Raw genomic sequence first — 14,479 nt, 5'->3', positions numbered from 1 at the left:
TACTTTGCGAGTTTCCAGCGTGGGCAGCATATTCACTCACCTGTTGTACTTTCGAAGGCGAACGCGTTTGACGGATCATGACTGAGCTTTCAATCGTCGGAATCGCCGGAAATGTTACGAGACCCTCGCGGACTGCGGTGCTGGTCGGCGAGATTTTGAAGGTTCTCGAAGCGAGAACTGGCGCCAACACCCGGCTCATCGAGCTCGTCGACGCAGCGCCACTTGTCTTCGCCGCCCTGACACCGGATCGCCTCCAGGGCGAGGCCAAGGAACTGGTCCGCCTGATCGAGCGCGCTGACGTGCTCGTCGTCGGCACGCCAGTCTATCGCGCCGCCTATACCGGGGCGCTCAAGCATCTTCTGGACCTCGTGCACCACCACGCGCTGACCGGCGTTCCTGTTATATTGACCGCGACCGGTGGTACGCCGATGCATGCTCTTGTCATCGAGCACCACCTGCGGCCCCTGTTCGGCTTCTTCAAGGCGATGACCGTCCCGACAACGATATTCGCCGTCGAGAGCGATTTCAGCGACTACCGCATCGTCAACCCCATGATCACGGATCGCGTGGAGCAAGTGGCATCGGAAGCCGTCGGCGCGCTGCGCGCGCGATCCCTCCTCTCCTTCGATTCGTTCTCGAGCGCCGGACGCCTGCCCCTCGCTGTCGGATGACAGGCGCAACGCAGGCCAAACCTGAAGGATGGTTCAATGACGCGAGGCAATCCGCGGCTTTCGTCCGCCGCCGAGCCGATGCGTTTCGCCTACTGGGTGCCGGCGGTCAGCACAGGCTATCTGGCAAGCCGCATCGAACAGCGCTTCGGTTGGGACCTCGACTATAACGTCGAACTGGCGGAGATCGCGGAGGCTGCGGGTTTCGAATACGGCCTGACGGCGACCCGTTTCGTCTCGACGTTCCTCGACGAAGGTCAGCACGAGGCGGTAGCGCTGTCGCAGTTCATCCTGGCGCGGACCCGGCGGATCAAGATCATTTCGGCGGTGTTGACGGGCCTCTGGCATCCAGCCGTGATGGCCAAGATCGGCGCGACATCCGACGTGCTGTCCGGTGGCCGGTTCGCGATCAACATTGTGAGCGGTTGGGACAAGGCGCAGTTCGCCGCGATGGGCCAACCTTGGCTCGATCACGACGAGCGCTATCGCCGTTCCGAGGAATTCATCGAGATTCTCAAGGGCTGCTGGACGGGCGAGCCCTTCACGCACCATGGCGACCATTTTCAGATCGACGGTTTCCAGATGCGCCCGAAGCCACTCCAGGCGCCGCATCCGCCCATCTTCCAAGGCGGCTCCTCCACCGCGGCCCGGCGCATGGCCGGTCGGCATTCGGACTGGTACCTCACCAATGGCGGTTCGCCCGCCGATATCGCGCCACAGATCGCGGAGGTGCAGGCCCATGCCGCGGCGGCGGACCGCACCGTCCGTTTTGGCGTGAACGCCTTCGCCATTGCGCATGAGCGCCGCGAACAGGCGCTGGCGACCTATGACGAGATCATCCGCCTGGCCGATTGGGACGCAGTCCAGCGCTTCGCCGATGCGACGCGTGAAGCGGGGCGCAACACCAGCGATGGCGTGGGCAACTGGGCGAAGTCCAGCCTTGCCGACTTCGTGCAGGGCAATGACGGTTTCAAGACCGGCCTGATTGGCACACCTGAACACATCGCGCGACGCATCATGGCGCTGAAGCAGGTCGGCGTCGGCCTGATCCTGCTCGGTTTTCTGCACTTCAAGGAAGACATCGAGTTCTTCGGTCGCCGGGTCATCCCGCTGGTACGCGCGCTCGAAGGCGAGCAACCGCTCGTGGAGACCGAGCCCCCTGCCCCTGAGCAGGCCAAGGCCTGACTGATCCCATTGTTGCTGCGCTGCAATAAATTGGCTGCTGGATCGCCGGATTGCCGAATTTATTGTAGCTGAATCGCTATTGTTGGAAACCGCGCCCTTCAAACAGGAAAGGAAAGCTGGAAGCCTAGATGCACAAAAATGCATGAGGGCACCATGAGCGCAAAGATTGTCGGTGTATCGGGCAGCTTGTCCGAGAATTCGAAGACGAGACGATTGGTGTCGAACATCGTCGATCGGGTGTCTTCCAAGACGAGACTTGAATCCGAATTCATCGATATTATCGATCTGACGCCGGATATTGCGCTCGCCCGACGCCGCGATGGATTACCCCATCACCTCGACCGCGCATTGGCGGCTGTCGAGCAGGCCGACCTGCTTGTGGTGGGGTCGCCGGTCTACAAGGGATCCTATTCCGGCCTGTTCAAGCTCTTCTTCGACCTGATCGACGTCAAGGCGTTGGTGCGCAAGCCTATTGCGATCACCGCGACCGGTGGCGGCGATCGTCACGCGCTGGTCGTCGAACATCAGCTGCGGCCGTTGTTTGGCTTCTTCAACGCCTCGACCTTGCCGACGTCCTTCTATGCCAGCGATCGCGATCTGGTTGACGGAGAATTGCGGGATCCCGTCCTGATCCAGCGCCTCGACGCCCTGGTTGAGGAATCGATCCACGTTCTCGAGCGGCGGCTGGTTCACGCCTGAAGGCAACGCCCGCCCGCTTCCCCGCCCCGATCGCCTGGAGACGAACCATGTCCGTCAATTCCCCCGCAGCAGATGCCGGCACGCTCAACGCCAGCGGCGTCGATCTTCCATCGCGCCTCGGTCCAAGGCTGAAGTCGTTCGCCTATGCCGCCTTCGAGCGGTCGGCCGCCATCATCATCTTCCTGCTGCTGTGGGAGTTCGCGCCCCGTCTCGGCCTCATCAACCGGACGTTCCTGCCGCCCTTCTCCGAGGTCGTGGTGGCGGGATATCAGTTCGCGGCGAGCGGCGATCTCTGGCCGCATGTCTGGGTCAGCGTGCTGCGGGCGCTCGGCGGCTTCGGGCTCGGCGTGGTCACGGCGGTTCCGCTCGGCATCCTGCTGGGCTGGTATAAGGGCGTGGACCGCTTTCTCAACCCGCTGCTGCAACTGCTGCGTCAAACCAATCCGGTCTCGCTATTCCCCGTCTTCATCCTGTTTTTCGGCATCGGCTATCTGACCAAGGTGGCGATCATCTACTGGGTAGTGGTCTGGCCGATCCTGCTCGGCACCATTAGCGGCATCCGCTATGTCGATCCGGCCTTGGTCAAATACGCCCGCTCGGTCGGGCTCAATGACCGGCAATTGTTCGTGCGGGTCGTCATTCCCTCGTCGATCCCGTCGCTGATAACCGGCATGCGCCTGGCGGTGACCTATTCGTTCCTGATGCTGGTCGTCTCCGAGATGGTCGGCGCCAATAGCGGGCTCGGCTATCTGGTCGTCAACTCGCAATATCTGATGAGTATCCACCTGCTCTATGTCGGCGTGATCATCCTGGCGTTGCTTGGAATTCTCGCCAATTACGCCCTCGTCCGGCTCGAGCAGTGGCTGACCTCCTGGAAGGTCGACGTCAACGCCTGAGGGCCGCGCCCCGCTCTCCACGACATCCTGAACCGCGTCTGCCGACGGGACCTCGTTCCCGTCGACGGCAGAGCCTTGCCAACGCTTCCCCGACAACAACGGCACAACTGAAAGGTCGATCATGATTGCAAACTTCCCCCGAACGGGGCCTCTCCTCCGCGTCGCTCGTGGCGCCGCCGCGGCCATCGCACTGGCTGGCATCCTCGCTGGTTCGCTGCCGGCGACAGCGGAGGAGCTGACGGAAATCAAGCTGATCTCCTCCCCCACCCTGCCCTGGACGGTCGGTTGGGAACTGCTCGCCATCGCCGAGCAGAAGGGCTTCTTCAAGGAGGAAGGCCTGAAGCCGGTCTGGGTGCCGCTACCGCCCGAGCAGTACACCACCGCGATCGACGCCGGCATCACCGACTTCGCCGCCTATGCCGACTATGCCTATTTCATCAACGTCAAGGACAAGGGCCTCGACGTGAAGGAGGTCGCGGCGACCTCGCTGCTGATCGACCCCGCCATCGGTGGCGACGGCCTTTTCGTGCCCGAGAACAGCCCGATCAAGTCCGCCGAGGATCTCAAGGGCAAGACGATCGGCATGACCAACCTCTCGTGGTCGAGCGCCTGGTTCACACTCGACTATCTGGGCTCCAAGGGCATCACCAAGGATGACGTGACCTATCTCGCCGTGCCGCCGGGACAGCAGGAGCAACTGCTGCTGCGCGGCGACATCGACGCGCTCTATGCCTTCGGTCCGCTCGATGCGCAGCTGAAGAAAAAGGGAGGCTACCGCCAGTTGTTCAAACTGTCCGATCTCTCCGGCCGGCGCATCGTCCGCGGAGGGACCATGGCCAAGACGGACTTCATCGAAAAGAACCCCGACATCGTCCGCAAATATGTCGCCGCCGTCGCCAAGGCTGCTGACTGGGCCAATGCAAACCCGGCCGAGGCCGTGCAGGTCCAGATCGACCTCGGCCATGTCGATCCCGAGCTGGCTCCGTGGATCTACACCAATGACGGCAAGGGCGACTACTCGGTGCTGCGCTGGGCTGAGCATGCCTTGCAGAACGAAGAGGACATCCAGTTCTGGCTGAGCCTCGACGAGCGCCAGGGCATCGTCCCGGCCGGCAAGCACAAGGTCGCAGATCTCTACACCAACGAGTTCAACCCGCACGCGAAACCGACCAACTGAGGTCGCGCGACGCCGGCTCGGGCCGGCGTCGCTCTCTTCGCAGGAACCCAGCCGGGAGGCCGCCATGAGCAGCACGATTACCTTTGAGAATGTCAGCAAGGACTTCGCCATCCAGAAGCGATATCGTGCGGATGGCGTCTCCTCCGTCTTCACGGCGCTGTCGGACATCAATCTCTCCATCAAGTCCCGCGAATTCTTCGTGCTCGTCGGGCCCAGCGGCTCGGGAAAATCGACCCTGCTCGATCTCGCCGCCGGGCTGTCGAAGCCGACAAGCGGCCGCATCCTGATCGACGGCAAGCCCGTGACCGGCCCGGCGCTCGATCGCGGCGTCGTGTTTCAGCAATACGCGCTGTTCCCCTGGAAGACGGCGCTCGGCAATGTCGAATTCGGGCTCGAGGCCAAGGGCATCCCGAAGAAGCAGCGCGGGCCGATCGCGCGCGATTTCCTCAACCTCGTCGGCCTCTCAGGCTTCGAGGATCGTCACCCGCATGAGCTTTCCGGCGGCATGAAGCAGCGGGTCGCCATCGCCCGCGCTCTCGCCTACGACCCGGGCGTCCTGCTCATGGACGAGCCCTTCGCCGCCCTCGACGCGCAGACCCGCGAGACATTGCAGGATGAACTGCTGCGGATCTGGGAAGTGTCCGGCAAGACCATCGTCTTCATCACCCATGGAATCGAGGAAGCCGTCTATCTCGGGCAGCGCGTCGCCGTGCTGACCTCGCGGCCTGGCCGCGTCAAGGCGATCGTTGACATCCCGCTCGAAGCGCGCCGCGACGGCGACATTCGCTCGGCCCCCGAATTCGCTGAATTGCGTCACCGCGTCTGGTCGCTCCTGCACGAGGAAGTGCAGCGCGCGGAACGCCTCGAATTCGAGGACAGCCTCGGCCGCCCCGTCGGCAAGGCCGCCGGCTGAGCCCCACCCGCTTCAACAGACGCAGGACATCATGACCAAGCAACTTCATCTCGCAGGCTTTCTCTGGGCGTCCCAACTGACCCACAGCCATGCCGCCTGGCGCCATCCGCGCTCGGACAAGGGCTTCCTGACGCCGGAATATTACCAGCACCTCGCCCGTGTCGCCGAAAGCGGGCGGTTCGATTTCGTCTTCTTCGCGGACCTGCTCGCGATACCTGGCCGCTACGGCAACGATATCCGCGAACCGCTGCGGCGCGGCGTCCAGGCCGTCGCCACCCTCGATCCGGCCTATGTCGTCGCCATCATGGCCGCGGCTACCGAGCATCTGGGTCTTGGCCTCACGCGTTCGGCCACCTACTACCATCCCTTCGATGTCGCCCGGACCTTTGCAACGCTCGATCATCTTTCGCGCGGCCGCGTCGCCTGGAACATCGTCACCTCGCTCAGCCAGGCTGAGGCGCAGAACTTCGGCTTCGACGAACACCTCGATCACAATCTGCGCTACGAGCGCGCCGAGGAATTTGTCGAGGCGGCTTTCAAGCTCTGGGGCAGTTGGGATCACGACGCCCTCGTCCAGGACAAGGAAAGCGGCGTGTTCGCCGATCCCGACAAGGTGCGGGCAATCCATCATTCCGGCGAATGGTTCAAGACGCGAGGCCCGCTCAATGTGCCTCACTCGCCAGCCAGTCGGCCGGCCATCATGCAGGCGGGCGCCTCGGCCCGGGGAAGGGATTTCGCCGCCCGCTGGGCCGAGATCATCTTCGAGATCGACCCGACGCCGGAAGGCCGGCGCGCATATTATGCGGACATCAAGCAGCGGGCCGCCAAGTTTGGCCGCAACCCCGACGACATCAAGATCTTCCCGTCCTTCATCCCCTTCGTCGGGGAGACCGAGGCGATCGCGCGCGAAAAGCAGGCGTTCCACAACGAACTGGCAGACCCGGTCTCGGGACTGATCACGCTTTCGGCCCATACCGACCACGACTTCTCGCAGTACGAGCTGGACGAGCCGGTGAGCGATCTCGTGGTTCCGGGTTGCCAGGGCATCTTCGACGTGGCTCGCCGACTGAGCGCCAACGACAAGCTGACGCTGCGCGATATCGGCCGTCTTTATGCGCAAGGCGTGCTGCTGCCGCATATCGTCGGCACACCGAAGCAGATCGCCGACGAGATCGAGGCCAGCTTCGCCAATAGCGAGGCGGACGGATACATCATTTCCGCTGCTTACTCGCCCGGCGCCTTCGAGGAGTTCGTCACGCTGGTCGTGCCGGAACTGCAGCGCCGCGGTCTGTTCCGCAAGGAATATTCCGGCAAGACATTGCGCGACCATCTCGGCCTCGGACCCGCAAGCCTCGATCCGGCTCCCCGCTTTCAGGAGGCTGCGGAATGAGCCTGAGGCTCGCCGCATCCACGGACAATTCTGACGGCGACGCGACAGTCCCAGCCAGCAAGTCCGCGCCCCTCCTGATCGAGGCAACCCGCCTGGGCAAAGTCCTGGCGGCCGGAGCTTCGGCCCGCGACCTTGAACGTCGGCTGCCTCACGAGGAGGTGGCGGCGTTGAAGGCTTCCGGCCTCCTCGCGGCGCGCATTCCCGTCAAGCATGGCGGCCCGGGGCTCGACTGGCTCGACACCAGCCGCATTGTCCTGGCGCTATCGCGCGGCGATCCGAACATCGCGCAATCGATCCAGCCGCATTTGACGATCCTCGAACAGGTCGCCGCCGATGGTAGCGATCTCTTGCAACATCGGATCTTCACCTCGGTACTGGCAGGGAAACTCATAGCCAACGCCGCGGCGGAGCGCGGCGGCGCCTTCTATGGCGACATCGCCACACGATTGACGGCGGACCCGAAGGGCGGCTTCCGTCTCGACGGCCGCAAATACTACAGCACCGGCAGCCTGTTCGCCGACACGCTCTATGTCACCGCGCTCAACGAGGCCGGCAAGGTCGTTGCCGTGCTCTTTCCCCGCGATCGCGAGGGCGTCACGATCCTCGACGACTGGAACGGGCTGGGCCAGCGCACCAGCGCCAGCGGCACGGTGGAACTCGCCGCCGTTCGCGTGAGCGAGGACGAGATCATCCGACCGCCCTCCCCGACCGAGCGACGCTGGCATGTGCAGGCGGCGGCCCAGCTTATCCATGTCGCCATCGATAGCGGCATCGCCCTCGCCGCCCTCGACGATGCCATCCATCTCGCACGAAACCGGGGACGGACGCTGCGCGAGTCTGGTGTCGAGCGGGCTGTCGACGATCCTTATGTCCTGCAGACGATCGGCGAGCTTTCGGCTGCGGCCAGCGGCGCCGTGGCCATCCTGGAGCGCAGCGCCGGCTTCGTCGATCGCGCGGCCCGCGCCTTCTTCACCGGAACGGCGACCGGAGCCGATTTCGTCGCCGCCTCCATTGCCGTCGCCGAGGCCAAGATCGTCTCCACCGAGGCGGCGCTGCGCAATGGCGAAAAGCTCTTCCTCGTCGCCAACGCCTCCGGGACGGACCGCGCACTCAATCTCGACCGGCACTGGCGCAATGCCCGCACCCACACGACGCACGATCCCATTGCCTACAAATTCAAGTTCATTGGCGACTTTCTGCTCAACGGCCGGGCTCCGCCGTCGAGCGTCAAGATCTAGCAAGACGAGAAGCGAGGAATATCCTGATGACGAAGCGGCTCATCTTCAACGGCTTCTCGATGAATGTGGTCTCCCACATCTATCACGGTCTGTGGCGCCACCCCGAAAGCCGGCAGGTCGATTTCAATTCGCTGGACTATTGGGTCGATCTGGTTCGCACCTTCGAGCGCGGCAAGTTCGACAATTTCTTCCTGGCCGACGTGCTGGGCGTGGATCCGATCTACAAGGGCAGCTGGGACACCTATATCCGCGAGGCGGTACAGATCCCGGTCAATGATTCGTCGACGCTGGTTGGAGCGTTGATCCATGCCACCGAGCGGATCGGCCTCACCTTCACGTCCTCGATCCTGCAGGATCATCCATTCAGCTTTGCCCGCCGTGCTTCGACGCTGGATCATCTGAGCAAGGGCCGGATCGGCTGGAACATCGTCACCAGCGTCAGCCACAATGCCGCGCAGAATTTCGGCTTCGACCGCATCGTGCCGCATGAAGAGCGCTATGCCTGGGCGGCGGAGTATGTCGACATCGTCTACAAGCTCTGGGAGGGATCCTGGGATGACGATGCGGTGCGTGCCGACCGGGTGGCCAATATCTACGCCGACCCTTCGAAGATCCACCGCATCCACCACGAGAGCGCCCGCTACAAGGTACTGGGCCCGCATCTGACGGAACCGTCCGCCCAGCGCACTCCTGTCCTCTTCCAGGCCGGATCATCCCGGGCAGGCCGCGCCTTCGCCGCGCTGAATGCCGAAGGCACCTTCATCGTCAGCCTCAACCCCCAGGCAGCCCGGAAGCTGGTCGACAACGTGAACCAGCAGGTCGTCGCGGCGGGGCGGAAGGCGGGAGACCTCAAATACATCCAGGGCCTGTCCTTCGTCGTCGGCAGCACCGACGAGGAAGCGCAGCGAAAGGCGCGCGAACTCGACGAATATGCAAGCATCGATGGGTTGCTCGCTCATATCAGCCGAGACCTCGGCATCGATCTCGGCCTGCTCGATCCCGACCGCCCCGTGGACGAGCTCGAGATCGAAGGGGTGCAAGGCTACATCCGCAATTTTGAAGAGGCCAACCCCGGCCGCCGAGCCCTCGTGCGCGATCTGGGCCACGCGCTAGCCTACAACACCCGCATTGTCGGATCGCCCGAAACGATTGCCGACGCCCTGACCGAATGGCGCGACGCGGGCATAGACGGCGTCAACCTGATCTACCAGACCGCGCCGGCAACCTTTGTCGACTTCGTCGACCACGTCACGCCGCTGCTGCAGGCACGTGGCCTGGCGCAGCGCGACTATGCTCCCGGAACGCTGCGCGAGCGGCTTTTCCCCGGCAGCGGGCCGCGTCTCAACGACCGCCACCCCGCCGCCCGCTTCCGTGGCGCCTTTTCCGGCAACGACACGCGGGCCGACCTCGCCCTTGCCGAAACCTGATCCCTGTCATCCCGGAGTTTCCCGTGCCCCATCCTGTGCCTGAAACCATCTCGCCCTTCTGGTTCCTGCCGACGCCCGGCGACAGCCGCTATCTCGGCACCTCGGAAGGCGCGCGGCCGGTCGATCTCGGCTACCTCAAGCAGCTGGCGATCGCTTCCGACACGCTGGGCTATGAGGGAGTGCTGATCCCGACGGGAATGAGCTGCGAGGACAGCTGGATCGTCGCCTCGATGCTCGCGCCCTTCACCGAGCGTTTGCGTTTCCTGGTCGCCGTGCGGCCGGGCCTGATCGCGCCGACGCTCGCCGCCCGCATGACGGCGACACTGGACCGGCTCTCCGGCGGGCGGCTTCTGGTCAATGTCGTCACCGGCGGCGATCCGGTCGAGAGCCGCGGCGACGGCGTGCATCTCGATCACGCCGAGCGCTACGCGATCACCGAGGAATTCCTCACCATCTACAAGGCCGTGCTTTCGGGCGAGACCGTTCGTTTCAAGGGCGAACACTTCGACATCGACGGCGCCCAGCTCCTGTTCCCGCCGCACCAGAAGCCGCATCCTCCGCTCTTCTTCGGCGGCTCCTCCGACGCCGCCATCGACGTCGCATCGCGCACGATCGACAAATACCTGACCTGGGGCGAGCCCCCGGCACAGGTGGCCGAGAAGATCGGCCGCGTCCGGGCGCGCGCCGAGGCGGAGGGGCGACAGGTGACCTTCGGCATCCGCCTGCACGTCATCGTGCGTGAAACCACGGCCGAGGCCTGGGCGGCGGCGGACAAGCTGATCAGCCGCCTGGATGAAGAGACCATCGCCAAGGCGCAGCAGGTGTTCGCCCGGATGGATTCGGTCGGCCAGGCCCGCATGGCGGCGCTGCATGGCGGCAAGCGCGACAAGCTCGAGGTCTCGCCAAATCTCTGGGCCGGGCTCGGGCTGGTGCGCGGGGGCGCCGCGACGGCGCTGGTCGGCGATCCGGCGACGGTGGCGGAGCGCATCGACGAGTACAGGCGCCTCGGCGTCGACACGTTCATTCTCTCCGGCTACCCGCATCTTGAGGAAGCGTATCGCTTTGCCGAGCTCGTCTTCCCACGGCTTCCGATCGCGCCGCATCTGGGATGCAACCGCGAGGCTCCCGGCGAGACCGTCGCCAACGTGTTGAGCGCCCCGGCCCATCGGTCCAGCGCCGCCAGCTGAGCCGGCGTACCATCCCGCAGAGAAACACCGATGACCCAACGTACGCTTCATCTCGGACTCAATGTGCTTTCCGACGGCATGCACCCGGCTGCGTGGCAGGCGCCCGAGGCCGATCCGCTGGGCTTCGTGAAGCCACAGCAATGGAACCATCTCGCGAAAGTGGCAGAGCGCGGCACGCTCGATGCGATCTTTCTCGCCGATATCCCCGGCGTGTCGCTCCAGGGTAGCGCGCCGCTCGCCGGTCCGCCGCTGTCGCTCGATCCGATCGTCCTGCTGTCGACCCTCGCTTCGCAGACGACCCATCTCGGACTGGTCGCCACGGTCTCGACGGCTTTCGAGGAACCTTACAATGTCGCCCGGCGCATCGCTTCCCTCGATCATCTGAGCGGCGGTCGCGCGGCCTGGAACGTCGTCACCACGGCGGATTCGACGGTGGCGGCGAATTTCAGTGCGCAGCCGCATCTTCCGCGAGAAGAGCGCTACGCCAAGGCGGAGGAATTCGTCGACGTCGTGCGCGCCCTCTGGGACAGCTGGGACGATGGCGCCGTGATCGGCGACAAGGCGACGGGACATTTCACGCGGCCGGGATCGGTCCGCAAGATCCTGCATCGGGGCCGGCACTACAGTGTCGATGGACCGCTCAATGTGCCGCGTTCGCCGCAGGGCCATCCGGTCATCGTCCAGGCTGGCGGCTCCCCGGCGGGACTGGAGCTGGCAGCGCGCAACGCCGACATGGTCTTCGCGGCGCTGGGGACGCTGGAGGACGCGCTCGACTTCACCAAGGATCTGCGCCGACGCACCGAGGCGCATGGCCGTCCGGCAGATGCCGTCCGGGTCCTCCCGGGCCTCTCCTTCGTCCTCGGGGGCACGGAAGCCGAGGCGAAGGAGCGCAACGACGCCTTGAACGCCCTGGCCGGCGACCGCCGGCGGCATTGGCTGGCTTCTCAGATCGGCGTGGATGCGGAAGAGCTCGCCTGGGACAGGCCGCTCCCCGACTGGCTGCTGACAACGACGCAGCTGTCGCCCGCCTCGCAAGGCGCCCGCGAAATCGTGCTGAAACTCGCCCGGCGCGATCGGCTGACGGTCCGGCAAATCCTCGACCGCATCCTGACCTGGCACCGCCTCTTCATCGGAACTCCCGAGCAACTGGCCGATACGATCGGCGAGTGGTTCGAGGCCGGCGCGGTCGATGGCTTCAACCTGATGCCCGACGTCGAGCCGTCAGGCATCGAGACCTTCGTTGATCACGTCGTTCCGATCCTCCGCCGACGCGGCCAGTTCCGGCGCGAATACAAGGGTACGACGCTGCGCGACCATCTCGGCCTCGAACGCCCCGCCCATCGCTTCCCAGATCGCGCTTCGGAGGTAGCATAGTGCCGCAGAGTTCTTGCTAGCTGGACGCGCCTCCGCATAGCCTAGTAAGGGTCCGTTCGTGTTTGTTCGGGGGCGTATGCCTTGGGGGGCCATCTTGAGAAGTTTGTTTGTCGTCGCGGCTGCGCTCATGCTGTCTGGATGTGTATCCAGCCCGCTTGAAGATGCGTTGGCTACTCAACGCGCACCGTCAAAAGAAATTCGGCGCGTGATCGTGCATGACGCGAAGGATTATCTGATTGATCCATATTCGGTTCGCGACGCTGCGATTTCGAGTGTCATGGATGCGCCGGGAGGTCAGGTGCAGTTTGTTTGCGTGAAGGCAAACGCAAAGAACGCCACGGGCGGTTACGCCGGGAGCAAGACAGTTTCGATCCGGCTGGTGGGGAAATATCCTGTCGGCATGAATCCGAACGCTTCCGCGTGTGCCGAGCCACTTCTGCGCTGGTATCCCTTTCCGGAACTTGAAGGCCTCAAGACCCCCTGATGCAAAGGGGCAGTTGAACGAACCTCTCGTCGCCATGGTCAGGCAGACGCAGGGGCGAGGACTGCACCAGCACTTTTCTTGACGTAGCGTCATATGAAAACTCTCGCACCTCGTGATAGCTTAAAAGGGCATCAGGAGGTGCCACATGTGCAAGGACTGCCTCGGAATAGACCCGCAGCGTCGCAAGATCCTCGGAGCGAGCATCGCTCTCGCCGGTTTGGCTTTATTCGGCAATGCTTTACTTCCCGATACGGTGCAAGCCCAACCGGCGCGTGCCGCAGAGACTCCGGACGAGGCGTTGAAACTGCTGACCGAAGGCAATGACCGTTACGTTTCGAATAATGCGCGCGAGCGCGACTTCAGCGTGAACCGGGTCAATACTGCCGCTGGGCAAGCGCCCTTCGCCTCGGTCCTCGGATGCTCGGATTCGCGCGTCGCCCCCGAACTCGCCTTCGATCAACGGCCGGGCGATCTCTTCGTCGTCCGGGTCGCGGGCAACTTCGTCACAGACGAGGGATTGGGCAGCCTGGAGTTTGGTTCGGCCGTCCTTGGAGCGAAGCTCATCCTGGTGCTCGGTCATTCCCGATGCGGCGCGGTCACGGCCACGATCGAGGCGCTGCAAAAAGGCAATCAGCTTCCAGGGCATATAGCAGGCCTCGCAAGCGCCATGAAGCCTGGCATCGAAGCCACGGTTGACAAGGGAGGCGCGGACCTGGTCGCGGCCGCGACGATCGCGAATGTCCGCTACAATGTCAGCCAGCTTGAAAAGACGAGTCCGATCCTGGCGGACCTGATTGCGAAACAGCAGCTGCGAGTTGTCGGCGGGGTCTACGACCTTGCTACCGGCAAGGTTACGCTGGTGTAGTCACTTCCGAGTATTCCGGTCTCCGCAATTGACGAACGGGGCGCTTGCGAGTCGGCGAGCCTGCCTTTGCTCGCAGCAACGCCATGCTGTCAAATCGCCTCGGTCCGCGGCGACGATGTGTAAGGTAGCGCTCAGACACTCGCCCTACGCGCGAATTCCGAACTTGCCAGGACGGGGCCGGAGGGATGCCAAGCGCGATATCCGGCAAGAGCGGCGTGGTGTGGCAGCGATACTTTGCAGTTCACCTGACCTCTGTGCTTCACTTGAGGCGTTTCGACATCACTTCACAGCGGGAACTGAAATAGTGAGCAGCGTCAACAATAGTCCCTATCACATCGCCCTCAACGAGCTTGGAACCGTCTTCAGTCGACTGGATGACGCCAAGGTTGACGAGGTCATCGACGCCATCGCAAAGGCCAAGAGCACGGTCGTATTCGGCGGAGGTCGCGAGCGCCTGCAGATCATGGGTTTCGCCATGCGCCTTTACCACATGGGTGTGCCGGTCGCCGTGGAGGGGGACATGACGACGCCGCCAGTCGGACCTGGCGACGTATTCCTGGTCACAGTCGGACCCGGAGAAATCTCGACGGCTCTCGCGCTGATTGGCGTGGCGCGCAGCGCCGGTGCCAAGGTGGTGGTCATTACCGCGCAGCCGAACGGCAAGGCGCCGAGCATGGCCGACCTGGTTCTTCACTTGCCCGCTCAGACCATGGCCGATGATCAGGGGGCTGCGCGCAGCTCGATCCTGCCAATGGGCTCGCTCTATGAAGGCGCGCTGTTCGTTCTTTTCGAGGTCATGATCCTGAAGTTGCGCGAGCGGATCCAGACGACGCCGGAGGCGATGCGAGCCCGGCACACCAATCTGGAATAGGCAGAGAAAGCCGGCACACATTCCCGATTCGGAGACCCCATCTCTTCCGAGTGTGAAGGGCGGGCTGAAGAATACCCGGCAGCTCGGTGCGGACATCATTCGCAC

The 14,479-nt window shown here is 63.9% G+C and carries 14 protein-coding genes; all 14 read left to right on the top strand.

The genetic code is table 11. The features are described from left to right. Positions 1-77 precede the first annotated feature (77 nt). The 14 genes from msuE (OSH12_RS15560) to OSH12_RS15495 all read left to right on the top strand — a co-directional run bounded on the left by msuE (OSH12_RS15560) (position 78) and on the right by OSH12_RS15495 (position 14,374). Positions 78-671: an FMN reductase gene (gene msuE / locus OSH12_RS15560; RefSeq protein ID WP_266344503.1), complete on the top strand. Its 594-nt coding sequence runs from the start codon at positions 78-80 to the stop codon at positions 669-671. 36 nt (positions 672-707) lie between these two features. Continuing rightward, the gene (gene sfnG, locus OSH12_RS15555) at positions 708-1,853 is read left to right on the top strand and encodes a dimethylsulfone monooxygenase SfnG (protein ID WP_266344502.1); all 1,146 of its coding nucleotides are present in this window, start codon (positions 708-710) and stop codon (positions 1,851-1,853) included. Positions 1,854-2,006: 153 nt separating this feature from the next. After that, positions 2,007-2,552 (top strand): FMN reductase, encoded by a 546-nt coding sequence (gene msuE / locus OSH12_RS15550; protein ID WP_266344501.1) that lies wholly within the window; start codon positions 2,007-2,009, stop codon positions 2,550-2,552. Between the two features lie 47 nt (positions 2,553-2,599). Continuing rightward, entirely contained in the window at positions 2,600-3,448 is an 849-nt protein-coding gene (locus OSH12_RS15545; protein WP_266344500.1) for an ABC transporter permease, read from the top strand. Positions 3,449-3,569: 121 nt separating this feature from the next. Continuing rightward, positions 3,570-4,625 (top strand): ABC transporter substrate-binding protein, encoded by a 1,056-nt coding sequence (locus OSH12_RS15540; protein WP_266344499.1) that lies wholly within the window; start codon positions 3,570-3,572, stop codon positions 4,623-4,625. Positions 4,626-4,689: 64 nt separating this feature from the next. Beyond that, positions 4,690-5,538: an ABC transporter ATP-binding protein gene (locus tag OSH12_RS15535; RefSeq protein ID WP_266344498.1), complete on the top strand. Its 849-nt coding sequence runs from the start codon at positions 4,690-4,692 to the stop codon at positions 5,536-5,538. A 31-nt stretch (positions 5,539-5,569) separates the two neighbouring features. After that, entirely contained in the window at positions 5,570-6,928 is a 1,359-nt protein-coding gene (locus OSH12_RS15530; protein ID WP_266344497.1) for an LLM class flavin-dependent oxidoreductase, read from the top strand. Continuing rightward, positions 6,925-8,166 carry an acyl-CoA dehydrogenase family protein gene (locus OSH12_RS15525; protein WP_266344496.1) on the top strand — a complete coding sequence of 414 codons (1,242 nt, stop codon included), beginning with the start codon at positions 6,925-6,927 and terminating at the stop codon, positions 8,164-8,166. The genes OSH12_RS15530 and OSH12_RS15525 overlap by 4 nt, the downstream gene beginning before the upstream one ends. A gap of 26 nt (positions 8,167-8,192) precedes the next feature. Further along, positions 8,193-9,593 (top strand): LLM class flavin-dependent oxidoreductase, encoded by a 1,401-nt coding sequence (locus tag OSH12_RS15520; RefSeq protein ID WP_266344495.1) that lies wholly within the window; start codon positions 8,193-8,195, stop codon positions 9,591-9,593. A 23-nt stretch (positions 9,594-9,616) separates the two neighbouring features. Further along, positions 9,617-10,780 (top strand): FMNH2-dependent alkanesulfonate monooxygenase, encoded by a 1,164-nt coding sequence (ssuD, locus tag OSH12_RS15515; RefSeq protein ID WP_266344494.1) that lies wholly within the window; start codon positions 9,617-9,619, stop codon positions 10,778-10,780. Positions 10,781-10,810: 30 nt separating this feature from the next. After that, positions 10,811-12,154, top strand: a complete 1,344-nt coding sequence (locus OSH12_RS15510; protein ID WP_266344493.1) for an LLM class flavin-dependent oxidoreductase — start codon at positions 10,811-10,813, stop codon at positions 12,152-12,154. Positions 12,155-12,248: 94 nt separating this feature from the next. Then, on the top strand, positions 12,249-12,638 hold the full coding sequence (locus OSH12_RS15505) for a hypothetical protein (RefSeq protein WP_266344492.1): 390 nt from the start codon (positions 12,249-12,251) through the stop codon (positions 12,636-12,638). A gap of 145 nt (positions 12,639-12,783) precedes the next feature. Next, positions 12,784-13,503: a carbonic anhydrase gene (locus OSH12_RS15500; protein WP_266344491.1), complete on the top strand. Its 720-nt coding sequence runs from the start codon at positions 12,784-12,786 to the stop codon at positions 13,501-13,503. 304 nt (positions 13,504-13,807) lie between these two features. Beyond that, complete coding sequence (locus OSH12_RS15495) at positions 13,808-14,374, top strand: SIS domain-containing protein (RefSeq protein ID WP_266344490.1); 567 nt, start codon at positions 13,808-13,810, stop codon at positions 14,372-14,374. The last annotated feature ends 105 nt before the right edge of the window (positions 14,375-14,479 follow it).

The organism is Kaistia terrae (assembly GCF_026344005.1).
Lineage (GTDB): Bacteria > Pseudomonadota > Alphaproteobacteria > Rhizobiales > Kaistiaceae > Kaistia > Kaistia terrae.
The sequence above is the reverse complement of the archived record's forward strand: the minus strand, read 5'-3'. Positions and strand labels throughout refer to the sequence as shown.

What these genes read in the sequence shown, in the direction of transcription:
- OSH12_RS15525 (WP_266344496.1), top strand. Translation starts at nt 6,925, where the DNA reads ATGAGCCTGAGGCTCGCCGCATCCACGGACAATTCTGACGGCGACGCG.
- OSH12_RS15530 (WP_266344497.1), top strand. Translation starts at nt 5,570, where the DNA reads ATGACCAAGCAACTTCATCTCGCAGGCTTTCTCTGGGCGTCCCAACTG.
- msuE (WP_266344501.1), top strand. Translation starts at nt 2,007, where the DNA reads ATGAGCGCAAAGATTGTCGGTGTATCGGGCAGCTTGTCCGAGAATTCG.
- msuE (WP_266344503.1), top strand. Translation starts at nt 78, where the DNA reads ATGACTGAGCTTTCAATCGTCGGAATCGCCGGAAATGTTACGAGACCC.
- OSH12_RS15510 (WP_266344493.1), top strand. Translation starts at nt 10,811, where the DNA reads ATGACCCAACGTACGCTTCATCTCGGACTCAATGTGCTTTCCGACGGC.
- OSH12_RS15520 (WP_266344495.1), top strand. Translation starts at nt 8,193, where the DNA reads ATGACGAAGCGGCTCATCTTCAACGGCTTCTCGATGAATGTGGTCTCC.
- OSH12_RS15535 (WP_266344498.1), top strand. Translation starts at nt 4,690, where the DNA reads ATGAGCAGCACGATTACCTTTGAGAATGTCAGCAAGGACTTCGCCATC.
- OSH12_RS15540 (WP_266344499.1), top strand. Translation starts at nt 3,570, where the DNA reads ATGATTGCAAACTTCCCCCGAACGGGGCCTCTCCTCCGCGTCGCTCGT.
- OSH12_RS15500 (WP_266344491.1), top strand. Translation starts at nt 12,784, where the DNA reads ATGTGCAAGGACTGCCTCGGAATAGACCCGCAGCGTCGCAAGATCCTC.
- OSH12_RS15545 (WP_266344500.1), top strand. Translation starts at nt 2,600, where the DNA reads ATGTCCGTCAATTCCCCCGCAGCAGATGCCGGCACGCTCAACGCCAGC.
- sfnG (WP_266344502.1), top strand. Translation starts at nt 708, where the DNA reads ATGACGCGAGGCAATCCGCGGCTTTCGTCCGCCGCCGAGCCGATGCGT.